The following is a 16,904-nucleotide window of genomic DNA, read 5'->3' as shown; positions in this document are numbered from 1 at the left end:
TGAGCAAAGTCATCCTGTCGTTTGTGCCGCACGCGACTCCGCTAATGAAGTGACTGCGCCGCAGCACGGAAGTTGAATGGCGACTTGGACGCACGATCCGCAAAACAACAATACCTGTTGGTCTTCATGACAGATTGTGCCGCCCGCGAAACGTCGACCGCGCAGGTAAAAGGACCTGGACGCACCCGCGGCAACAACACCGAAGCCGGCGGATGTCCTTCGCCATGAAGGCTACAGGCATGAACAAAAATCCTCGATCAAAGTCAAATTATTTTTTTTGTTTGACTATTTATTTTCATTCTCGATAGTGTCCGAATATGGGCATCCCATTTTCCGCCAATCAGCTTTTGCAGCCATCATGACCGTGCGTGAAACAATAAGGCGTGAAAGCGCCAATCTGACCGCCAGCGAGCGCAAGATTTCCAATGCCGTGCTCGCGGACTATCCATTCGGCGCCCTCCAGACCATCCAGGAGCTGGCCGAGCGCACGGGGGTTAGTGCGCCGTCGATCACGCGCTTCGTCACCAAGATTGGCTTTGCCGGCTATCAGGAGTTTCAGCGCCAGTTGATAGGAGAATTGCGCGAAAGCCGACGCTCGCCGCTGGAGCTCAAGGCTACTGAAAAGCCAGGCAGCCGTCGTGCCTTTCTGGCCGACTACGCCCGGCGGGCTTCCGACCGGCTACATGAGATGAGCGCCAGCGTTCCGCAGGAGCAGTTCGACCGGATCCTTGGGCTCATTGCCGACCCCACCCGGGCAGTTTTCGTGCTTGGCGGGCGCGTCAGTGACAGCATCGCCCGCTTCTTGTCGGTGCACCTCAAGCAGATTCGACCGAAGGTCTATCATCTTCCATCCAATCCCGAGCACTGGCCCGACCAGCTGCTGGCGATCCGCAGGCAGGATGTCCTCGTCCTGTTCGACTTTCGCCGCTATCAGCCCGACCTGCAGACGCTTGCCGACATCGTCGCAAGGGAATGCCGGCCGTCGATTGTGCTGATCACTGACAAGTGGATGTCGCCAATCGCTCGCCATAGCGACCATGTTGTTGCCCTGCCGATCGAAATTGAAACAGCGTGGGACACGCTCGTCTGCGCACTCACCATCGTCGAGGCCTTGATCGTCAAGGTATCGGAATCGAACTGGTCGACGACAAAAAAACGGCTGGAGGCCTGGGACAGACTTCGTCTGGTGCCGCCGGCTCAGCCTTCGGAGGAAAGAGATGATCGCTGAGGAAATGCTGATCGCATGCTGCACGGATCTTGCCGGCAAGGTTCGTGGCAAGGCGTTTCCCGCTTCGCAGCTCGACAAGCGGGCAAAGCGGGGCATTGGCTGGACGCCGACCAACGCCCAGATCACCTGTTTCGACACCATTGCGGAAAGCCCGTTTGGCTCGCTTGGTGATCTCGTCCTCATTCCCGATGAAGCTGCAAGGGTGTGCGTACAACTGAGCGAGGATTTGCCGGCGGAGCATTTCGCGCTCGGTGACATTCGTCACACTGATGGCAGGCCGTGGGAATTCTGTACCCGTTCGATCCTGAGGGGTGCTCTCGATCGCCTCGATCGGGTGACAGGCCTGACGCTATTCGGGGCTTTCGAACACGAATTCCAGTTCCGGAACGATGCAGGTCGCATTGGAGAGGCCTACAGCGTTAACGGCTTCCGCATCGAGCGACGCCTGGCCGAAGCACTTGTGGCAGCGATGCGCGCCGCAGGGCTGGAGCCGGACACATTCATGAAAGAATTTGGCGCGGGGCAGTATGAAGTCACGATGGGACCCTCGCGAGGGATCGCCATAGCGGATCAGTCTGCGATACTGCGCGAGCTCGTCCGCCTGGTTGCCAACGCATTCGGGAAGGACGTCACATTCACCCCGATCAGGGACCCGGCCGGCGTGGGCAACGGCGTTCACATCCATCTCAGCTTCCTCGATGACGACAGGCCGGCAACGTGGGATCCAAACGGCAAACATGAGCTTTCCAGGACCGCAGGCCAATTTGTTGCTGGCATCCTCAAGTATCTTCCCGCGATCGTCGCGATCACAGCGCCGAGCGTCGTGTCCTACCTGCGGCTCACACCACATCGCTGGAGCGCGGCCTTCAATAACCTCGGCTTCCGCGACCGCGAGGCTTCAGTCCGGATCTGCCCCGTTTCTGATCTGAGTGATGTTTCCAAGGCAGCTCAGTTCAATTTTGAATTTCGCGCTGCCGACGCCACCGCGAGCCCGCACCTGCAACTCGCCGCCATCGTACACGCCGGCGTTCAGGGCATTGAAGACGAACTGCCGACACCAGACGCAACCACCGAGGACCTTTCGCTTCTCGATCCATCGGCTTTGGCGAGACGTGGATACTGCCGTCTGCCCACATCCTTACCGGAAGCGCTTGATCGCTTGCTGGCGAATCCCACGGTAATCGAGTGGTTTCCGGTCGGGTTCGCTGAGACATACGCAAAGCACAAAAAGGGAGAGATAGCGTTCGTGGAGGGAAAAACTCAACAGGAGATCTGCAGCTTGTACGAGCAAGTCTACTGACAGACCCAAAGCTCCATCATCAGTCCGATCGGCGATTCCCGTATCAGCCATTTTGTCACGGAATGATAACTGGCAACGCTGTATGAGCGCAACTGGACGGGGGAGTCCGCCTGAAAGTTACAGCCAGTGTTGGGACTTCGCTGGCGACGCGTTAGCCGTCACGATTGAGCTCATCAAGAGATGACCGGGAGGACGCCAGGCCGAAGCACCACATGGTCTACCGCCCCGGGCAGCCCGTGCACGTCTGGTATGGCTCTGCCAGTACACGGCGCATGACGGCCGAGAACTCTTCAGGAACTTTCTGCACCTTGCCATCGCCCTCCATCGTTCATTTGATCCGCAGGCCATCGGAGGGCTGGCAGGGCCGTCTTTCCAGTCCGAGCGGACATCTCCTGATCAAAGCCCTGGGCGGGCATGATCACAAGTCGCGCTGCCGCAGCTGAAAGCGACGAGCCGCGCCAACGGCGAGGAGGACTGCCGCAACGATGCGGTAGCCGACCGACCGCATTCTCGATACTGCGAGCTATCTGGAGTTCGCGCGGCACACCAGGAGCTTCTGTTCGGAAACAGACCTGCGACCGTCAGTAATCTGACAATTTGTTGCAAACGCGACAATTACCTGGACGTCTCGCAGCAGTTTTCGTCGACATACCTGGCCCAACTCATGCACGTGGGTAACTCAGGTCAATCCATCATCGGGAGCGCCACAGCCCTTGAGCCTTCTCGCTCAAACCGGATCTACGCTCGGGCGCCTTGTCGATGCGGCCTCTCCCAGCATCTGCGCTCTTGATGCGAGCCGAATCTGCCAGATGCCGTGGAACGAACACTCCCTCTTCGCTTCGCAACGGGGATCGCCGGGTCCATCGTGTTGCGTCACGAAGGATGGCGCCACGTGCAGATCAAAACAGGCGAGCTCTCCAGTGGAGTTCTGTCCGCAATTGCAGCAAAAGGACACGCAGGGATGGCGTCAGGGCCACGCTGCGCCATCGTGGCAAGCTCGCGATGCCCCCTAACGAGACCTGGGCCATGGACGTCGTCATTGATCAACTGGCGAGGCGGCGTTTTTCAGCAAGACCGCCGGCTCAATTGCCGGTCACCCATGGCGGCCGCTCTTCATTTTGGTATCTGCGCCCTCCATCCAAATGTCGAGGCAAAGAGAGACATGGGGCGCATGGGCGCCATCGGCCAGAACAGCAGCCCAAAGCGATGGAGTGCCTGGTTCCGGGAAGCAACCCGATATTCCCGCGGAAAAAAGCACGTAAGGAGAACTGTTTCCCATGATGATTGAGACGGTTACGGGGGCGATCCCGGTCGAGAGCCTCGGACGCACACTGATGCATGAGCACCTGTTCATCGCCTTTCCAGGCGCCTGGTTCGATCCGCTCGCTACATTCAGCCGTGCGGACTTGATTGCGGAGGCCGTCCGGCGACTGGTGCAACTGCGTACTGACCATGGCGTACGTACCTTCGTCGACCCCTGTCCAATCGAGCTCGGCCGCGACGTCACCCTGATGAAAGAGGTTTCTGAAAAAGCCGGCATGCAGATCATTTGCACCACCGGATTCTACTACGAGGAGAGGGGGCTGCCGTTCTACTGGCGCGCCCGCACCGAAGATGAGATCGCGGAGCTCTATATCCGCGAGATCACCCATGGGATCGGCGAAACTGGCGTGAAGGCGGGCGCCCTCAAAGTCTCGACGAGCGCGCCGGCTGTCACCGATCAGGAGAAGAAATTCCTCGCCGCCGCCTGTATCGCACAGAGAGCAACGGGAGTGCCGATAATTACTCATACCACGGATGGGTACGCCGGGCCCGAACAGCAGAAGCTGTTCGCGATCGGCGGCGTTGCCGCCCATCGATGCCTCATCGGGCATTGCTGCAGCAACGCCGATCACCTTTACCATCGACGGATCGTCGATCGTGGTTCTTACATCGGGTTCGATCAAATCGGGGCAAACCACTTCCAGCCTGACGAGGTTCGCGCCAGCAATGTGGCGAAGCTCGTGCGCGATGGTTTTCGCTCGCAGGTGATGTTGAGCATGGATCGCCTCTGCGGTCACCTTGGCAAGCCTTCGGCGCTCCGGCTGACTTCCGAGGAGATCGCCAGAATCGAAGAATTGAAGTCACAAAGGCTTTGGAAAGAGCACACCTACATGTTCACCGACTTCATCCCGATGCTACGTGCCCGCGGCGTCAGCAAAACGGATATCGTCTCAATCCTGGAGGACAATCCTCGACGTTTCTTTGCCGGTACGGTTTTGCCGGAAAATGCAGAAAACTAGAGCGCACACTACATTGCATCATGTAACGACGGACCCCTTTCGTCGGCGCTTTTGGCTTGATGATTGCAGTGCAGTTGCACGAATGCATGCAGTTGAATGGCTCTGCTTACGGCCAGCTGGTGGCCGATGCCGGCGCTGGCAAATGGGTCGACGAAGTCACCGCGCGTGGCAGGTTCCCGTTTGCAGACAGCCTCGCCTGAAGTTTGATAGGACGGCCAGGCTTCCCTCGAATCGATCAGCGACATCTCTCAGAATAGGGGTCGCTTCCCCACTGAGCGAACACCGCAGATCGCATCCGTTCCCCTTGATACAGAGCGTTCCAGCGCCATGCAGTTCATGCCGGATTCTGCAAGGCGCATCGGAAAACGATACTCATGCCATGCCCTCCTGAGGAGCCCATGGACCAGAAAGTTAACCCGATTGACGTGGACTTCATTCCTGCTCGAAGCCGCGCTGACTACCATCGGCGGTCATTACTCAGGCTATGGCACAGGGCAATCCGACATCCTAGCACGCGCCATCAATTCCCGGCAGGGTCCGCGCAACCGACATTGGCCGACATCGATCTGTCCTGGGAAATGGTGGGCGTGAGCGACGTCTGCGATCACCTCAGGCATCTGCGTTCGCGCGTTCCGCCGGAAGCCGGCCGATCATTCCCTGCCTCTGACGTTATCCTTTTCACAGAAGGGTCGCCGAGGAAACCAAGGCCCCTCATCGGAACGCATGAAGAGATGTTGTACAATGCATGCTTCGATGGAAAGGCGTACCATCTTTCAGGCATCACCTGTGACGACAGGGTGCTCGTACTATCGCGGAGCGGGACATCTCAGGCGGATTATTGCAACCTGTACGCCTTGTCACGAACGGCGTGCACGATCATACCCGTCGAGGATTGCAAGAGAGGACGAGAGAATGTTGAAATCATGCGAGCGGTGTGGGCAACCGCAATCCTTGGATCTGTGAGCGCTCTCCTTCCACTGCTGTCGTACATGGAACTTGGCGGTCTGGTTTACGACGGGATCAGGCACATTGTTCGAGGCCGCGAGCCCTTGTCCGGGCAGCTTCGATCGAGACTCGTGCAGCGATTCGGGGAAGATCTGTCGTTCCACTCGGTATTTGGGACACCAGACCATGGTGCGCTGGGCTTCCAATGCTCCTCGTGCGGCCCTGGCGAGTACCACCTTCATGAAGGCCTTGTCTACGCGGAGCTCAATCCGCGGAATGATGAGAGAGCGACAGAGCTCGTTATTTCGAACCTGCACCGCTCCCGCATGCCCGTTGTCCGGCTCCGGACCGGCGATTACGCCGAATGGGCTGATCCGGAGGGACGCTGTCCGTGCGGGCTGACCTCCAGAAAAATACGAATTCTGGAAAGGATCAGTGATCACGCGCCATAACTTGCTGCGTGCGCAGCTGATTGCAACACCGACAAACCGTCTTGATGGTAGCGTCGATCCTGGTCGAGCGCCGCGGCAGCAGTCGTCACCATCGAGAGCATCTCACGCGTAAGCGTCGCCTGGAACACCTTATTCCTGATCGTGAGCGCCTGTTGCCGGGCGCCGCATGTCAGCAAGCCGCACCGACTTCCTCAATCAGCGCGTTCGTGTAGACCTGACGGCAATACCCCTCGGTCACCCGCAAACTGTTGTCATGCCGCTCCTGGCTGTAGGTGGCGCAGGCATCTGGCACGAGCGTCACGAGATAGCCAAGATCGCAAGCGTCACGCACGGCAGATTCGACGCACTCGTCCGTAACGACCCCCACCAAAACCAGCTGTTTGACGCCCAGATTGCGCAGCAGGTAATCGATGTTGGTGGATACGAAGACGCTCGAAGACGATTTCGAGAGCACGATTTCGTCATCGCCAGGCGCAATCTCGTCAATCACCTTGGCATCCCATGAACCTCTTGGGACGTTGAAGCCGACGATCTTGTAGTTCAGACCACGATCACGGCCATCCTTTGTGAGATTCTCGATCGTTGTATAAAGGACTTCTATGCCCGCCACACGGAACGCCGTCTGCAAGCGCTGCATGTTGGGAATGGCAACGCTTTTCAAGCGATCAAAATAATAGCCGTACTTGCCGGCACTCTCGGCGCCCGGCACATCCTTGAACTCGCCGCCATCACGTCGAACGCAAAAGTTCTGTACGTCAATGAACAACAACGCCGATTCCGGCGGTTTGAGTGGCACCTCGCGTGTTGTCGGGCGTTCAGCCGTTGACATCCTTTTTTCTCGCACGTCGACCAGCCGGGTTCGCGATCAAGACCGCATCTGCGCTGTTCTCCCAGATCACCGACCAAGAAATTAGCCATTTAGAACAGCAGGTGCGGCGACTTGCATGCTCAGCACCGTAGGTAAGACTAACGAAGGCTACGAGTTCTCTCATCCGAAACCTGCAATGCGAATGGTCCTGTCCCTTTCTTTTCGGGCGCGAGGACTGGTCAGATTTGACTTCGCAAGGCGTTTTATGGATGCCGATGCGCCGACGAAGGTCCCGACGCCAGCAAGAGCCCGGCCTTTTGCTCACGAACAACACGGCTCCTTAACTCGTCGCCGGTCAGCCAGATCAGCCAATCATCGTCGATGATTTCCTCTTCCACCAGCCGCAATATCGACCCGCCTCTCTCATGGTGTAGATATCCGTATTGTGAAATGACGCCCTTATCGATTATCCAGCGCGCGACCAGTCCACATATGAAGTCAGGCGCCCACATGGCAAAGGACACTCCGAATGCTATTGCTGCCATGATCCTGGACACCCCCTTTCCTCTATAGTCCTGTCGGACCCAGCCGTCGCCGTGATAGGCCACTTTACCGGACATCGTCCTCGCACTCGGTGCAACACAACTGCACACGTCCTGACGATGGGCATGTTTGGCCGGGTCTGCGTAGAACGCTTTTAGGGATTCGAGATGCTCTGCAAAGTTGCTGCGCGAAAGATCATAAAGTCGAACAGCCTGCAAAACCGCTACCTGGTTATTCTTGTCAACGCCTGCCATCCAGAAGCCCTCGCCTGATCTGATTGGTGAGCGGTCCGGTCGGAAATTGGGATATGTGGGCCCCTTCGTTGGAGTCGCCTGCGTAATCGAGATATACTCGTGAAAGTCGGCGCCCAACGAAAGCCTGATGCCTTTTTGGGCGGCAGCGGCGTCATAGCTGCGAATGAAGTGCAAGACGTCCAGCAGGTCCGCTACGTTCATCATTCTGCACTTCTCCATTGTAGTGCACCGAGCGCCTTAGGCTGCTACAGCATTGACGAGGATCGAGACACTATCAATTCTGGTAGGAAGAACGGCGCGAACTTCGATGAAGTGGCATTCGCCGTTCAGGCCGCCATCGCCCGATATGACAATCGGACCGCGACGGACTATCGAGAATCATCGATTTCGTGCACGGCACCACATCGCTGTTCGCCGCCCTCGACATTGCGACAGGCTGGAGACATTCAAGCTCTCCACCGATCCGAACTTCGTCGCCAAGGCGCGCGACGTCGTCGGCCTTTACGTCTCGCCGCCGGCACATGCCATCGTTCTTTGTGTGGACGAAAAATCCCAAATCCAGGCGCCGTGCGGCTGGAGCCCGAAGGCCCGCCAGATGCGTTGCACCGTCGACACCGACAGGCCGCTGGCCTTTCGCCATGCCCCGAGAACTCCAATGGGTGGCGTTCTCGGGGCAGTTTTCAGCGTCCGCACGATCACGGCTTCGATGCGGCCATCGTCAATGGTGCGCGGTGCTCCCGAGCGCGGCTCATCGTGCAGCCCAGCCACGCGCTGCTCCACAAAGCGCCGCCGCCATTTGCCTACCGTCCCCCGCTCCGGGCCTAGCTTGGCCGCCACTTCCTTGTTCTGACCGCCTTCCGCGCAGGCCAGCACACGATCCGGGCTCTGAGAGCCAACGCCTGCGCCGTCTTTCGCCGCATCATCAGCGACTGAAGTTCAGCACGCTCATCATCGCTCAATACCAAGGGCGCAAGTCGCTGGGCCGCCATCAGATCGCCCGTCGCTGTTGCAGCCGCCATCCCTGGCACAGCGACGCGAATCTAATGCGAATCTACGATTGCGAACTTGTGACTCGGGAAACTAGCTTCTGATCTAACCTTCTTCGCCCGGGTGTCCGCGTCAGACACTTCACAACATCCGTCGACATTCTCGTTTGACATTTACAAAACGCTCGAGTGCCTATCGCGCGTGACTAGACTAGGCTCCGCCGCGATGTGAGCGGATCGGGCTGGCCGGCCAAAACTTAGGACCGAATGGGAAAGATCGGGCGTCCCTCGCGGGCCGCGAATTCGGCTGTCGAGATTCGGATGTGCCCTTGCGGCCCGCACTGCTGTGACTGCGCAATCCGGGTAGCGTCTCAGTTTGAATTTTCGTAGGTCTGCCTGACGCATCTGCCGAAGCAGTACCAGGCGCTGCCGGTGAAGCGGTTGACGATATAGGTGCCGCCGCTACTGCTCGATATCGAGTAGATGCCCCCACTCAAAAAGCCCGCCAAAATAAACGCCGTCGCCAGCACGTAAAGCCTATCCATTGCCCCCTCCCTTGCGAAGCTTACCGCTAGCCCTTTTTCCAACGGGCAGAAGCGGCGGCTCTGGCGATCTCAGAGCGCTGCTCAGGGGTCAGAACTCGGCTACGAACCTTGGCGCCCTTCTTGCCGCCTTTAGCGCGGTTAGGGGCCTTGCCTCTGGGTTCTTCGATTTCCCCGGTAGCGATTCGGCCAACCATAATTGCGGCGCCTATTACGTCGCCCGGACGCTTCTCACCCTTTGGTCCACGGGGCATTTAAGCCGCCTCATCCTGATCGTCTTCGCTGTCCCTATTCAATAGATCGGCCGCCCGGCGCTCCGCAACGTCGTCCGCAAAATCCATGAAGAAAGTTAGCTGCGGGTCTTCGGGGAACACCTTGTTCATGTGCTCCATGTCGCAGACCGCCCGATATACATCGCTGGCGATCCCATCACGACGCTGCCGGACGGCCTTTTGCCGCAGATTTGGCGTTCCGCCCTTATCAGTATCAAACCAAAACCGGTGCTGCTTGCCATCTTCCTCAAGAGAAAGCACGGACTGCTTGGCCCTGTAGGCGAAGCCAGCTTCGTCCATTCGTGTGGCCTGCCGCAGAACACGCGAGACCTGCCGACGAAGAAACTTCCTAACGTCTTGCGGTCTCGGCGCTAGGCGTCGATTCTCAACGGCCCAGGTAATGAAGTCATCCGGGTCGTTCGCAGCCGCGCCGGTGATCTCTTCCCACTCATTCCACGCTTGAAGCAACTGTTCATCGAAATTAGCCATTCTGGCCTCCTAAAGCCCAGTGGGGCATTTCCGCCCCCATCCATCGACGAATTTCCAATCCATCAGGTAGTCGCGAATACTCGTTTGATATTTGCGCAGCCACGCATAGTTCTGGCGCTTATGCTGGATTTGCCCAACTACGATTGCAGGATGAATTTCCAATCGCGCAGCAAACCCAATTACATCTTGCTCAGAGATGTACTGTCCCTTCCTCGCCAAGAAAGAGTGCAACTGCGCCTTCGGTATACAGAAATCGGCCGCCGCATCGTTCGCTCTAACTTCTTCCTCAGGCTTGTCTGAAGCCCCCGCGACATCCGATGCGTCCAACTCATCAACGGGCGCGAACGATTCCTCCCTGCCGTCACCTTGCAGTACGTGTTCGATTTCATGTCGGAGGACAAAAGCGAAGTTATCTAGCCGATCAAGACGTGTCGTCATGCCGATGGCTGGCTGACCATCAATCCATACGCACACGCCATCAATTTTCGACTTGGAAAGAGCTTCAACCAGCGAAAAGCGAACGCCGCAGCTACGAAGAATTTCAGGGATGTGCGCCAAATCTTCTTTATCGAGAAGATGCGCCCTAATGCGCCCAAGGTTTTTCCTAAGGGTTTCCTCGGAATAAAGCGGCGCCTCCTGCATCTTCGCAATCGTCATAACGCGATGCAGCCAAGCATACTGAATTTCCGTTGGGGCGGCATACGAGCTGCTCTTTTTCGGCGCGTGCGCAGCTATCGCACCGCTCCCAATAAAAGGCACGTCTTCAATTCGATTCTTGCCAAAGAACCGGAGCATCTGAACATCAAGCAAGGTTGGTTCGGTGTCTTCGATCCAACCACGGTTTATCATCTCGCGAACAGGAAAGTGCGCCGCCCAAGTCGCGCGTGTTCGCACTCCTGGATCTACCGGTTTGGCCCGATTAAGTTCGTAAAGCTTCTGTAAGTTTGCAAAGAACTCCGCAGGCATATCGAAGGCATCGCCGAGCGCAGCCGCCCAGTCGGCGGTGATATTGGCCTTTCCGTTAAGCAACGGGTTGAGCTGCTGCACCTTCATGCCAAGGATGTACGCAAGATCGACCTGAGACCACCCACGGGCCTCAAGCTCCTCCGCGATGAATGTGCCCGGATGGTCTACGGACGCGATTTTGACCTGAGCCATCAGTGATAATCCTCGATTGCAATTATCGTGACGGTGGGCGGCCTAGTGGTTTCGTCGAGCGAGAACACAATCCGGTATTTTTCGTTGATCCGGACTGACCGATAGCCATCACGATTCCCCTTAAGTTTTTCGTAGTGCAAGCTTTTCCAGTTCCTCAATGCACGGTCATCCGGCGCGGCACGAATGACGGTCAGTTTTCGCCTGGCAGACTTGATGACTGGAACGGGAAGGCGCGTCTGTCCCGCGTCCTCCGTCTCGATCAATGCAAGCATTGGGTCGGCGAACAAGATATCCATCCGAGCCGTATGACATTGAATCTTATATAGTTCAAGCCGGTTTAATGCAATGTCTTAAAATGAACTTTATGCTTGACAATGCTTATTTATTTTAGCCGAATGTGTGTCATGAACAGGCTTCCAACCGAAACCCGCGTCCAAATCCTCCAGATGCTCTGCGGAGGCAGCAGCATGCGGTCGATCAGCCGGATCACCGGAGGCTCGATCAACACGGTTTCCAAGCTGCTGATTGACGCCGGGCTGGCTTGCGCTGCCTTCCACGACAAGACCGTGCGCAATGTCGCTGCAAAGTCCGTCCAGTGCGATGAGATTTGGTCGTTCAGCTACGCCAAGCAGAAGAACGTCAAGTTCGCCAAGGCTGCTCGTGAGGCCTCTGGCGATGTCTGGACTTGGACGGCTATTGATACCGACTCCAGGCTGATCGTCTCTTGGCACGTTGGCGACCGCAGCCAGCATACCGGCATCGCCTTCATGGGCGACTTGAAGGCGCGGCTCGCCAACCGCGTCCAGCTTACCACGGATGGCCACAAAGCCTATTTGACGGCCGTGGCAGCGGTCGATTTCGACGCCGATTGTGCGATGCTGAACAAGATTTTCGCCACAGACTACGCCGACGCGGGCCGCTACAGCGCGCCCAAACGCATCGGAGCTATCAAGCAGGCCATCATGGGAGAGCCGGACCCGGAGCTCATCAACACATCCTTTGCCGAGCGCCAGAACCTGACCACGCGTATGTCAATGCGCCGGTTCACCCGCCTCACGAATGCGTTTAGCAAGAAGTTTGAGAACCACTGCCACGCGCTGGCGCTTTATTTCGTGTTCTACAACTTCTGCCGCGTCCACAAGACGCTTGGCGCCACCTCGGCAATGGTCGCTGGTTTGATCGACCGCGTCATGAAGATGGTGGACGTGGTTGAACTGATCGACGCCGCCAACCCGGTCCCGGCTGTTCGCGGCCCCAACAAGAATCGCGAAGCCGACGAGATTTCAAACTGAGACACTACCGCAATCCGGGCAAAAAGGGAGGAATCGACCGGGTCATTCGAAGCGAACCGGCAGGTCAATTCTCCTCGTGGTCAGGGGTGGCCGCACTCCGTAATCCGCGGCGACGGTCACCGAATGCCCGAACCGCGCGATGGGAACGGTCCGCGTGGCCCAAGCCGGCCTTGGTTCCTGCCCCAAGGGCAGCGCGAAGCAGTTCCGAACAACCAGTTGAGAACCCACCACGGAGACGGGAACCGGCAGAGCCTTCGGGAGGCCGTTAACCTCTTGCAAAATAGGCAAAAAAGCCCATATTCGAAAGAAACCTACCTTGCAGGGCCATCAAAAAATTCCCTTGGAAGAACTAGGATGACCCTGTAGGGTTATGCGTGTGGGAAGTGATTTTGAGGTGAGAACGGCCTCCTCACGCGGCTCGCGGCTGCGAGGCAAAGTAGCCGAAAGGTGAAGAGATCCAGGTTGGCGTCTGGCAAACTTCATTTCCCGAACTTCTAACGATCTGGGGCTCCGCCGAATGGCGGGGCCCTGGACGTTTGGGGTAACCTTTAGAAAACCCTTCTGCCGCCGGCTTTCGATTTTCTCGGCCTTCACTGGATAGAAGCTCAAGAGTGGTAGCGACCCTGCTCGTCCCGGTCGAGGTTGATTGTCACGAGAACCATGCTATCGGCCGCAACAACCCGGCTGATCAGCTCGAGTCCAGGGTTCTTGCCCGGCAGCCCTGCCGAAACGACTTCGTCGTCATGCCAGCCTGCAGCACCGGCTCCCGTGTCTCCACTCATCTGTGATGCTTCCGCGCATCGGCGTCACAAACAGAATCACAGGCGATTCAACCGATGCAAATCCTACGCACGAGATATGGGTAATCGAAAGCCTCACCGGACGGTTACCGTGCTTCATATTGATGATTTGGTCCAAGCTTGCCGGACAGATCGCCCGATCTTGTCGTCTTGTGCTTCTTCGGTCGCATCGACCACCTCCTATGCGATCACGGCATCATGGTTGGGCGATTCGACGGAATCCTGAAAATGAAATTGCAAGGTTCCGACGCCCGAAGCATCAAAGCCCTGCAAACGCAAAACAGTCCACAACGACAAATGCGATTCTAGCTCAATCGCTTAGCCACTCTTCACGGACGACGAGCAAAGCTCGCTGTACTTCGGCGCGGCCCAGCGGTAGGCCAGCCGACCGGTGGGCATGAAATCGCGGCGAAGCGCATTCTGTCGTGCCGATCACTCGGTGTCGCGATGCATCAGACATCCAATACGAGTTGCGAAGTCCGCCAGATGAGCTGAGCAACGAACGAAAAAACTCGATCTCAGTCTGCAGTGCTCCGGTTTCTGCGGTCCGGCGGTAAGTGGACCCCTTCGAGTAGACATCTCGGCTCGCAGCTAAGGTTGATCATCTGGGTTGCCGGCCGTGCATTGTTCGACTTCCTTCCTGCTACATGAAACGAGAGGCCCTTGGTCCAAAGAGGACCGGGAGCACCTAATTCCGATGTGGTATTGATCGTTCCTAAATTGGTATTGGTCTGTTCGGAGGCGGTGCCATCACGATCAAATTGTAAACCTTCAGAGGAGGAAGCCTTATGCGCCCGACACCGAAGCTCTCGCTGTTAGTCCTGCTGTGTACATTGATTGGCTGTTCCTTGCCGGTATTTGCAGAGACGGACGGCACTCTTTTCGGCTCGATCCGCAAAGCCGGCGAGGCGAAGGTGGCGCTGGCCTCGGTCCCTCCCTACATCAACGTCTCCCCGAGCGGAGAGGCGACGGGTTCTTCGGTTGATCTGCAGAATATGGTGCTCAAGAATCTCGGGCTTCCTGCTCTCAAGCCGGTTCTCACCGGCTGGGATTCCATGATCCCCGGATTGCAAGCCCAACAGTTCGACTACATTGGCGCGGGCCTGAACATCACGGAGGCGCGCTGTAAGGCGGTCATCTTTTCGACGCCGTTTTACGCGGCGCAAAGCGGTCTGTACGTTTTGCCAGGAAATCCGAAGCACCTGACGAGCGTGGCAGACTTTGTGCACAGACCCGAGATTAAACTCGCCGCTATTGCCACCTCAGCTCAGCAAGCGTACGCGCTTAAGCAGGGCGTCAAATCCGATCAAGTGATGATCGTCACGGATATTCAGGCGGGTGCGGCAACGGTCATCGGCCGTCGAGTGGATGCATTTGTTGTCGGACAATTCAGCATTCCCAATCCGGAGCAGAAGGGTCTCGAATTGATTGTCGACAAAGAATCACCAATCGACGGGTCCGGCGCTGCGTTCCGGAAGGAGGACAAAGCGTTCCGCGACGCATTTAATGAGCAGCTCAACCGCCTGATTCGAAGCGGAACTATCCAGACACTGTACGAAAAGTATGGAATCGCCAACGGCGATATCGAAGCTGAGCTGCTCGCCAAATTCAGCAAGGCCAGCGATCTGGTACCAAGCTGCGAGTAAGATCAATCCTAAATGGGTACAATTAAGCCGAGGTCAATTATCGACAGAGGCGTTTGCGTAAATTGCATCTGCCCTCGCACTGCAAGCAAGCGAGGGCGTCGATTGGTCGAGGAGCCGATCGGAATTGCTCCACTGGCTTACGCCGCTGTATTCGAGATGCCAGGCTGCTGCGGTCACTGTAGTGGGCGTGATGAAGCCGATCTTAGGCCCTTCACGCTGACGTGCGCGCAAGCTGACTTAGCTTTTGTCGCCTCCAGGGCCTTCTATCGTACAAGCGGTGATTCCAATCGGTATTGATGTCGCTGAAAATGGTATCGGTGGACCGGCGCCAGGCGCTCCCAAGGTAGCAAAAGTTTGTTCGCAAGAATTGCTGTATTAAATAGTCGCCTGTGAACAAGCCTCTAAGCGATTGAGCGGGAGTCTGTTTTCGGGATTTGATGGCGTTTGAGATTGCAGGGATTTGAGGCTTGAGCTCCGCAAACCTTGCAAATTCGTTTTTTGTGGATTCCTCTCCGTTGTGAACCGTGCTTCTGTGGTGCATCGGAGGGACGATGCGGCCGAAGAAGCACAAGACGACGGGATCGAACGATCTGTTCCGGGCGCGGTTGGACCAGATCATCAACATGAAGCACGAGCTGGTTCTGCTTGCCGGCAAGATCGATTGGGACCGGATCGACGGGGAGATCGCGCCGCTCTACAGCGAGAACGGCAGGCCGGGTATCGAGGCCCGCTTCATGATCGGACTGTTGTTGCTCAAGCACATTTACGGGCTGTCCGATGAGGGAGTGTGCGAGCGCTGGGTCCACGATCCGTACTTCCAGTTCTTCACCGGCGAAGAGTTTTTCCAGCACGTTTTCCCGCACGAGCGCTCAGACCTGAGCCATTGGCGCAAGCGGCTCGGCGACAAGCTGGAGCGGTTGTTGGCGGAGAGCCTTCGCGTGGCGCACGAGGCCGGTGCGTTGCGCAGCCAAGACCTCAAGCGGGTCACGGTCGACACGACCGTGCAGCCGAAGGCCATCAGCTTCCCAACCGACGCCAAACTGCTGCATGCAGCGATCCGGGGGTTGAACCGCCTGGCGAGGAAGCACGGGGTCAGGCTGCGGCAATCCTATGCTCGCTTGGCCAAAAGCGCGGCGATGATGGCGGGCCGTTACGCCCATGCCAAACAGTTCAACCGGCATCAGCGACAGCTGCGTATCCTGCGCAGCCGGCTCGGGCGGATCATCCGCGACATTCGCCGCAAGATCGAAGGCCAGGCGACGCTGGAGGAGGCGTTCGCCCTCCCGCTTGGCCGGGCTTCGCAGATCCGCTCGCAGCAGCAGCGCCAGCGCGGCTTCAAGCTTTATTCTTTCCATGCTCCGGAGGTGGAGTGCATCGGCAAGGGCAAGGCCGCCGCACCTTACGAGTTCGGGGTGAAGGCCTCCATCGTCACCAACAATCGCCGCGCGCCCGGCGGCCTGTTCGTGCTGCATGCCAAGTCGCTGCCCGATAACCCTTACGACGGTCACACGTTGCGGGACGTTATTGACCGCACCGAGACACTCACCGGCTGTGCGATCGAGCGGGCCTATGTCGACAAGGGCTACCGCGGCCACGACGCGCAAAATCCCCGCCGCGTCTTCATCTCCGGCCAGAAGCGCGGCGTCTTCGGCGCCATCAAGCGCGAGCTGCGCCGCCGCTCCGCCATTGAGCCCATCATCGGACACCTCAAAGCCGAGGGACACCTTGGCCGGTGCTACCTCAAAGGCCGCGCCGGCGACGCCGCCAACGTCGTCCTCTCAGCCGTCGGTCACAACTTTCGCCGCATCCTCGCCTGGTTCAGAGAACTTTTGCGCCTGTTGCTGGTCTCGCTCTGGCGCGCTCTCAACTGTCCAGCTCAGCTCAACCCGGCTTCTTAACGGTCGACT

Annotated in this window: 15 protein-coding genes and 1 pseudogene; 8 read left to right on the top strand and 8 right to left on the bottom strand. The window is 57.7% G+C overall.

Annotation, left to right across the window (positions count from 1 at the left end):
- Window positions 1–277 precede the first annotated feature (277 nt).
- The 4 genes from XI06_RS16055 (at window position 278) to XI06_RS16040 (ending at window position 5,010) form a co-directional block, all read left to right on the top strand.
- Window positions 278–1,228 (top strand): MurR/RpiR family transcriptional regulator, encoded by a 951-nt coding sequence (locus tag XI06_RS16055; protein ID WP_271605856.1) that lies wholly within the window; start codon window positions 278–280, stop codon window positions 1,226–1,228.
- Window positions 1,218–2,528 (top strand): glutamine synthetase family protein, encoded by a 1,311-nt coding sequence (locus XI06_RS16050; RefSeq protein WP_271605855.1) that lies wholly within the window; start codon window positions 1,218–1,220, stop codon window positions 2,526–2,528. Before XI06_RS16055 ends, XI06_RS16050 begins: the two co-directional genes overlap by 11 nt.
- A gap of 1,277 nt (window positions 2,529–3,805) precedes the next feature.
- The gene (locus XI06_RS16045; protein ID WP_271605854.1) at window positions 3,806–4,810 is read left to right on the top strand and encodes a phosphotriesterase family protein; all 1,005 of its coding nucleotides are present in this window, start codon (window positions 3,806–3,808) and stop codon (window positions 4,808–4,810) included.
- Window positions 4,811–4,866: 56 nt separating this feature from the next.
- Window positions 4,867–5,010 carry a hypothetical protein gene (locus XI06_RS16040; RefSeq protein ID WP_271605853.1) on the top strand — a complete coding sequence of 48 codons (144 nt, stop codon included), beginning with the start codon at window positions 4,867–4,869 and terminating at the stop codon, window positions 5,008–5,010.
- A gap of 1,366 nt (window positions 5,011–6,376) precedes the next feature.
- Here XI06_RS16040 and XI06_RS16035 read toward each other — a convergent pair.
- On the bottom strand, window positions 6,377–7,036 hold the full coding sequence (locus XI06_RS16035) for an isochorismatase family cysteine hydrolase (RefSeq protein WP_271605852.1): 660 nt from the start codon (window positions 7,034–7,036) through the stop codon (window positions 6,377–6,379).
- Window positions 7,037–7,278: 242 nt separating this feature from the next.
- On the bottom strand, window positions 7,279–8,016 hold the full coding sequence (locus XI06_RS16030; RefSeq protein WP_271605851.1) for a hypothetical protein: 738 nt from the start codon (window positions 8,014–8,016) through the stop codon (window positions 7,279–7,281).
- Between the two features lie 229 nt (window positions 8,017–8,245).
- Here XI06_RS16030 and XI06_RS16025 point away from each other — a divergent pair.
- A pseudogene (locus XI06_RS16025) lies at window positions 8,246–8,377 on the top strand (IS630 family transposase); the annotation flags it as partial.
- On the opposite strand, the gene XI06_RS16020 reads toward XI06_RS16025, so the two are convergent.
- The 5 genes from XI06_RS16020 to XI06_RS16000 form a co-directional block, all read right to left on the bottom strand.
- The gene (locus XI06_RS16020) at window positions 8,314–8,685 is read right to left on the bottom strand and encodes a helix-turn-helix domain-containing protein (RefSeq protein ID WP_442869453.1); all 372 of its coding nucleotides are present in this window, start codon (window positions 8,683–8,685) and stop codon (window positions 8,314–8,316) included. The pseudogene XI06_RS16025 and the gene XI06_RS16020 overlap by 64 nt on opposite strands.
- Before the next feature lie 484 nt (window positions 8,686–9,169).
- Window positions 9,170–9,343, bottom strand: coding sequence for a hypothetical protein (locus tag XI06_RS16015; protein ID WP_271605850.1), 174 nt, complete (start codon window positions 9,341–9,343; stop codon window positions 9,170–9,172).
- A gap of 251 nt (window positions 9,344–9,594) precedes the next feature.
- Window positions 9,595–10,101 carry a hypothetical protein gene (locus tag XI06_RS16010; RefSeq protein WP_271605849.1) on the bottom strand — a complete coding sequence of 169 codons (507 nt, stop codon included), beginning with the start codon at window positions 10,099–10,101 and terminating at the stop codon, window positions 9,595–9,597.
- A 9-nt stretch (window positions 10,102–10,110) separates the two neighbouring features.
- A complete protein-coding gene (locus XI06_RS16005; protein ID WP_271605848.1) occupies window positions 10,111–11,259 on the bottom strand; it encodes an ImmA/IrrE family metallo-endopeptidase in 1,149 nt (382 codons plus the stop codon).
- On the bottom strand, window positions 11,259–11,546 hold the full coding sequence (locus XI06_RS16000; protein WP_271605847.1) for a type II toxin-antitoxin system RelE/ParE family toxin: 288 nt from the start codon (window positions 11,544–11,546) through the stop codon (window positions 11,259–11,261). Before XI06_RS16000 ends, XI06_RS16005 begins: the two co-directional genes overlap by 1 nt.
- Before the next feature lie 117 nt (window positions 11,547–11,663).
- On the opposite strand from XI06_RS16000, the gene XI06_RS15995 reads away from it, so the two are divergent.
- On the top strand, window positions 11,664–12,551 hold the full coding sequence (locus XI06_RS15995; protein WP_333909338.1) for an IS1 family transposase: 888 nt from the start codon (window positions 11,664–11,666) through the stop codon (window positions 12,549–12,551).
- A 605-nt stretch (window positions 12,552–13,156) separates the two neighbouring features.
- Here the strand turns inward: XI06_RS15995 and XI06_RS15990 are convergent.
- Complete coding sequence (locus tag XI06_RS15990; protein ID WP_271605845.1) at window positions 13,157–13,333, bottom strand: hypothetical protein; 177 nt, start codon at window positions 13,331–13,333, stop codon at window positions 13,157–13,159.
- Window positions 13,334–14,139: 806 nt separating this feature from the next.
- Between XI06_RS15990 and ehuB the strand changes: the two genes are divergently transcribed.
- Both ehuB and XI06_RS15980 read left to right on the top strand, forming a co-directional pair.
- The gene (ehuB, locus tag XI06_RS15985; protein ID WP_271605844.1) at window positions 14,140–14,997 is read left to right on the top strand and encodes an ectoine/hydroxyectoine ABC transporter substrate-binding protein EhuB; all 858 of its coding nucleotides are present in this window, start codon (window positions 14,140–14,142) and stop codon (window positions 14,995–14,997) included.
- A 551-nt stretch (window positions 14,998–15,548) separates the two neighbouring features.
- Window positions 15,549–16,895, top strand: a complete 1,347-nt coding sequence (locus XI06_RS15980; protein ID WP_271605843.1) for an IS5 family transposase — start codon at window positions 15,549–15,551, stop codon at window positions 16,893–16,895.
- Window positions 16,896–16,904 lie beyond the last annotated feature (9 nt).

The sequence above is a fragment of the Bradyrhizobium sp. CCBAU 11434 genome, assembly GCF_028128895.1.
In the GTDB taxonomy this organism is placed as follows: domain Bacteria; phylum Pseudomonadota; class Alphaproteobacteria; order Rhizobiales; family Xanthobacteraceae; genus Bradyrhizobium; species Bradyrhizobium zhengyangense.
The sequence above is the reverse complement of the archived record's forward strand: the minus strand, read 5'-3'. Positions and strand labels throughout refer to the sequence as shown.

Excerpts from the sequence above, each read along its gene's own strand:
- XI06_RS15995 (WP_333909338.1), top strand. The coding sequence starts at position 11,664 with ATGAACAGGCTTCCAACCGAAACCCGCGTCCAAATCCTCCAGATGCTC.
- XI06_RS16045 (WP_271605854.1), top strand. The coding sequence starts at position 3,806 with ATGATGATTGAGACGGTTACGGGGGCGATCCCGGTCGAGAGCCTCGGA.
- ehuB (WP_271605844.1), top strand. The coding sequence starts at position 14,140 with ATGCGCCCGACACCGAAGCTCTCGCTGTTAGTCCTGCTGTGTACATTG.
- XI06_RS16030 (WP_271605851.1), bottom strand. The coding sequence starts at position 8,016 with ATGATGAACGTAGCGGACCTGCTGGACGTCTTGCACTTCATTCGCAGC.
- XI06_RS16035 (WP_271605852.1), bottom strand. The coding sequence starts at position 7,036 with ATGTCAACGGCTGAACGCCCGACAACACGCGAGGTGCCACTCAAACCG.
- XI06_RS15980 (WP_271605843.1), top strand. The coding sequence starts at position 15,549 with ATGCGGCCGAAGAAGCACAAGACGACGGGATCGAACGATCTGTTCCGG.
- XI06_RS16050 (WP_271605855.1), top strand. The coding sequence starts at position 1,218 with ATGATCGCTGAGGAAATGCTGATCGCATGCTGCACGGATCTTGCCGGC.
- XI06_RS16005 (WP_271605848.1), bottom strand. The coding sequence starts at position 11,259 with ATGGCTCAGGTCAAAATCGCGTCCGTAGACCATCCGGGCACATTCATC.
- XI06_RS16015 (WP_271605850.1), bottom strand. The coding sequence starts at position 9,343 with ATGGATAGGCTTTACGTGCTGGCGACGGCGTTTATTTTGGCGGGCTTT.
- XI06_RS15990 (WP_271605845.1), bottom strand. The coding sequence starts at position 13,333 with ATGAGTGGAGACACGGGAGCCGGTGCTGCAGGCTGGCATGACGACGAA.
- XI06_RS16010 (WP_271605849.1), bottom strand. The coding sequence starts at position 10,101 with ATGGCTAATTTCGATGAACAGTTGCTTCAAGCGTGGAATGAGTGGGAA.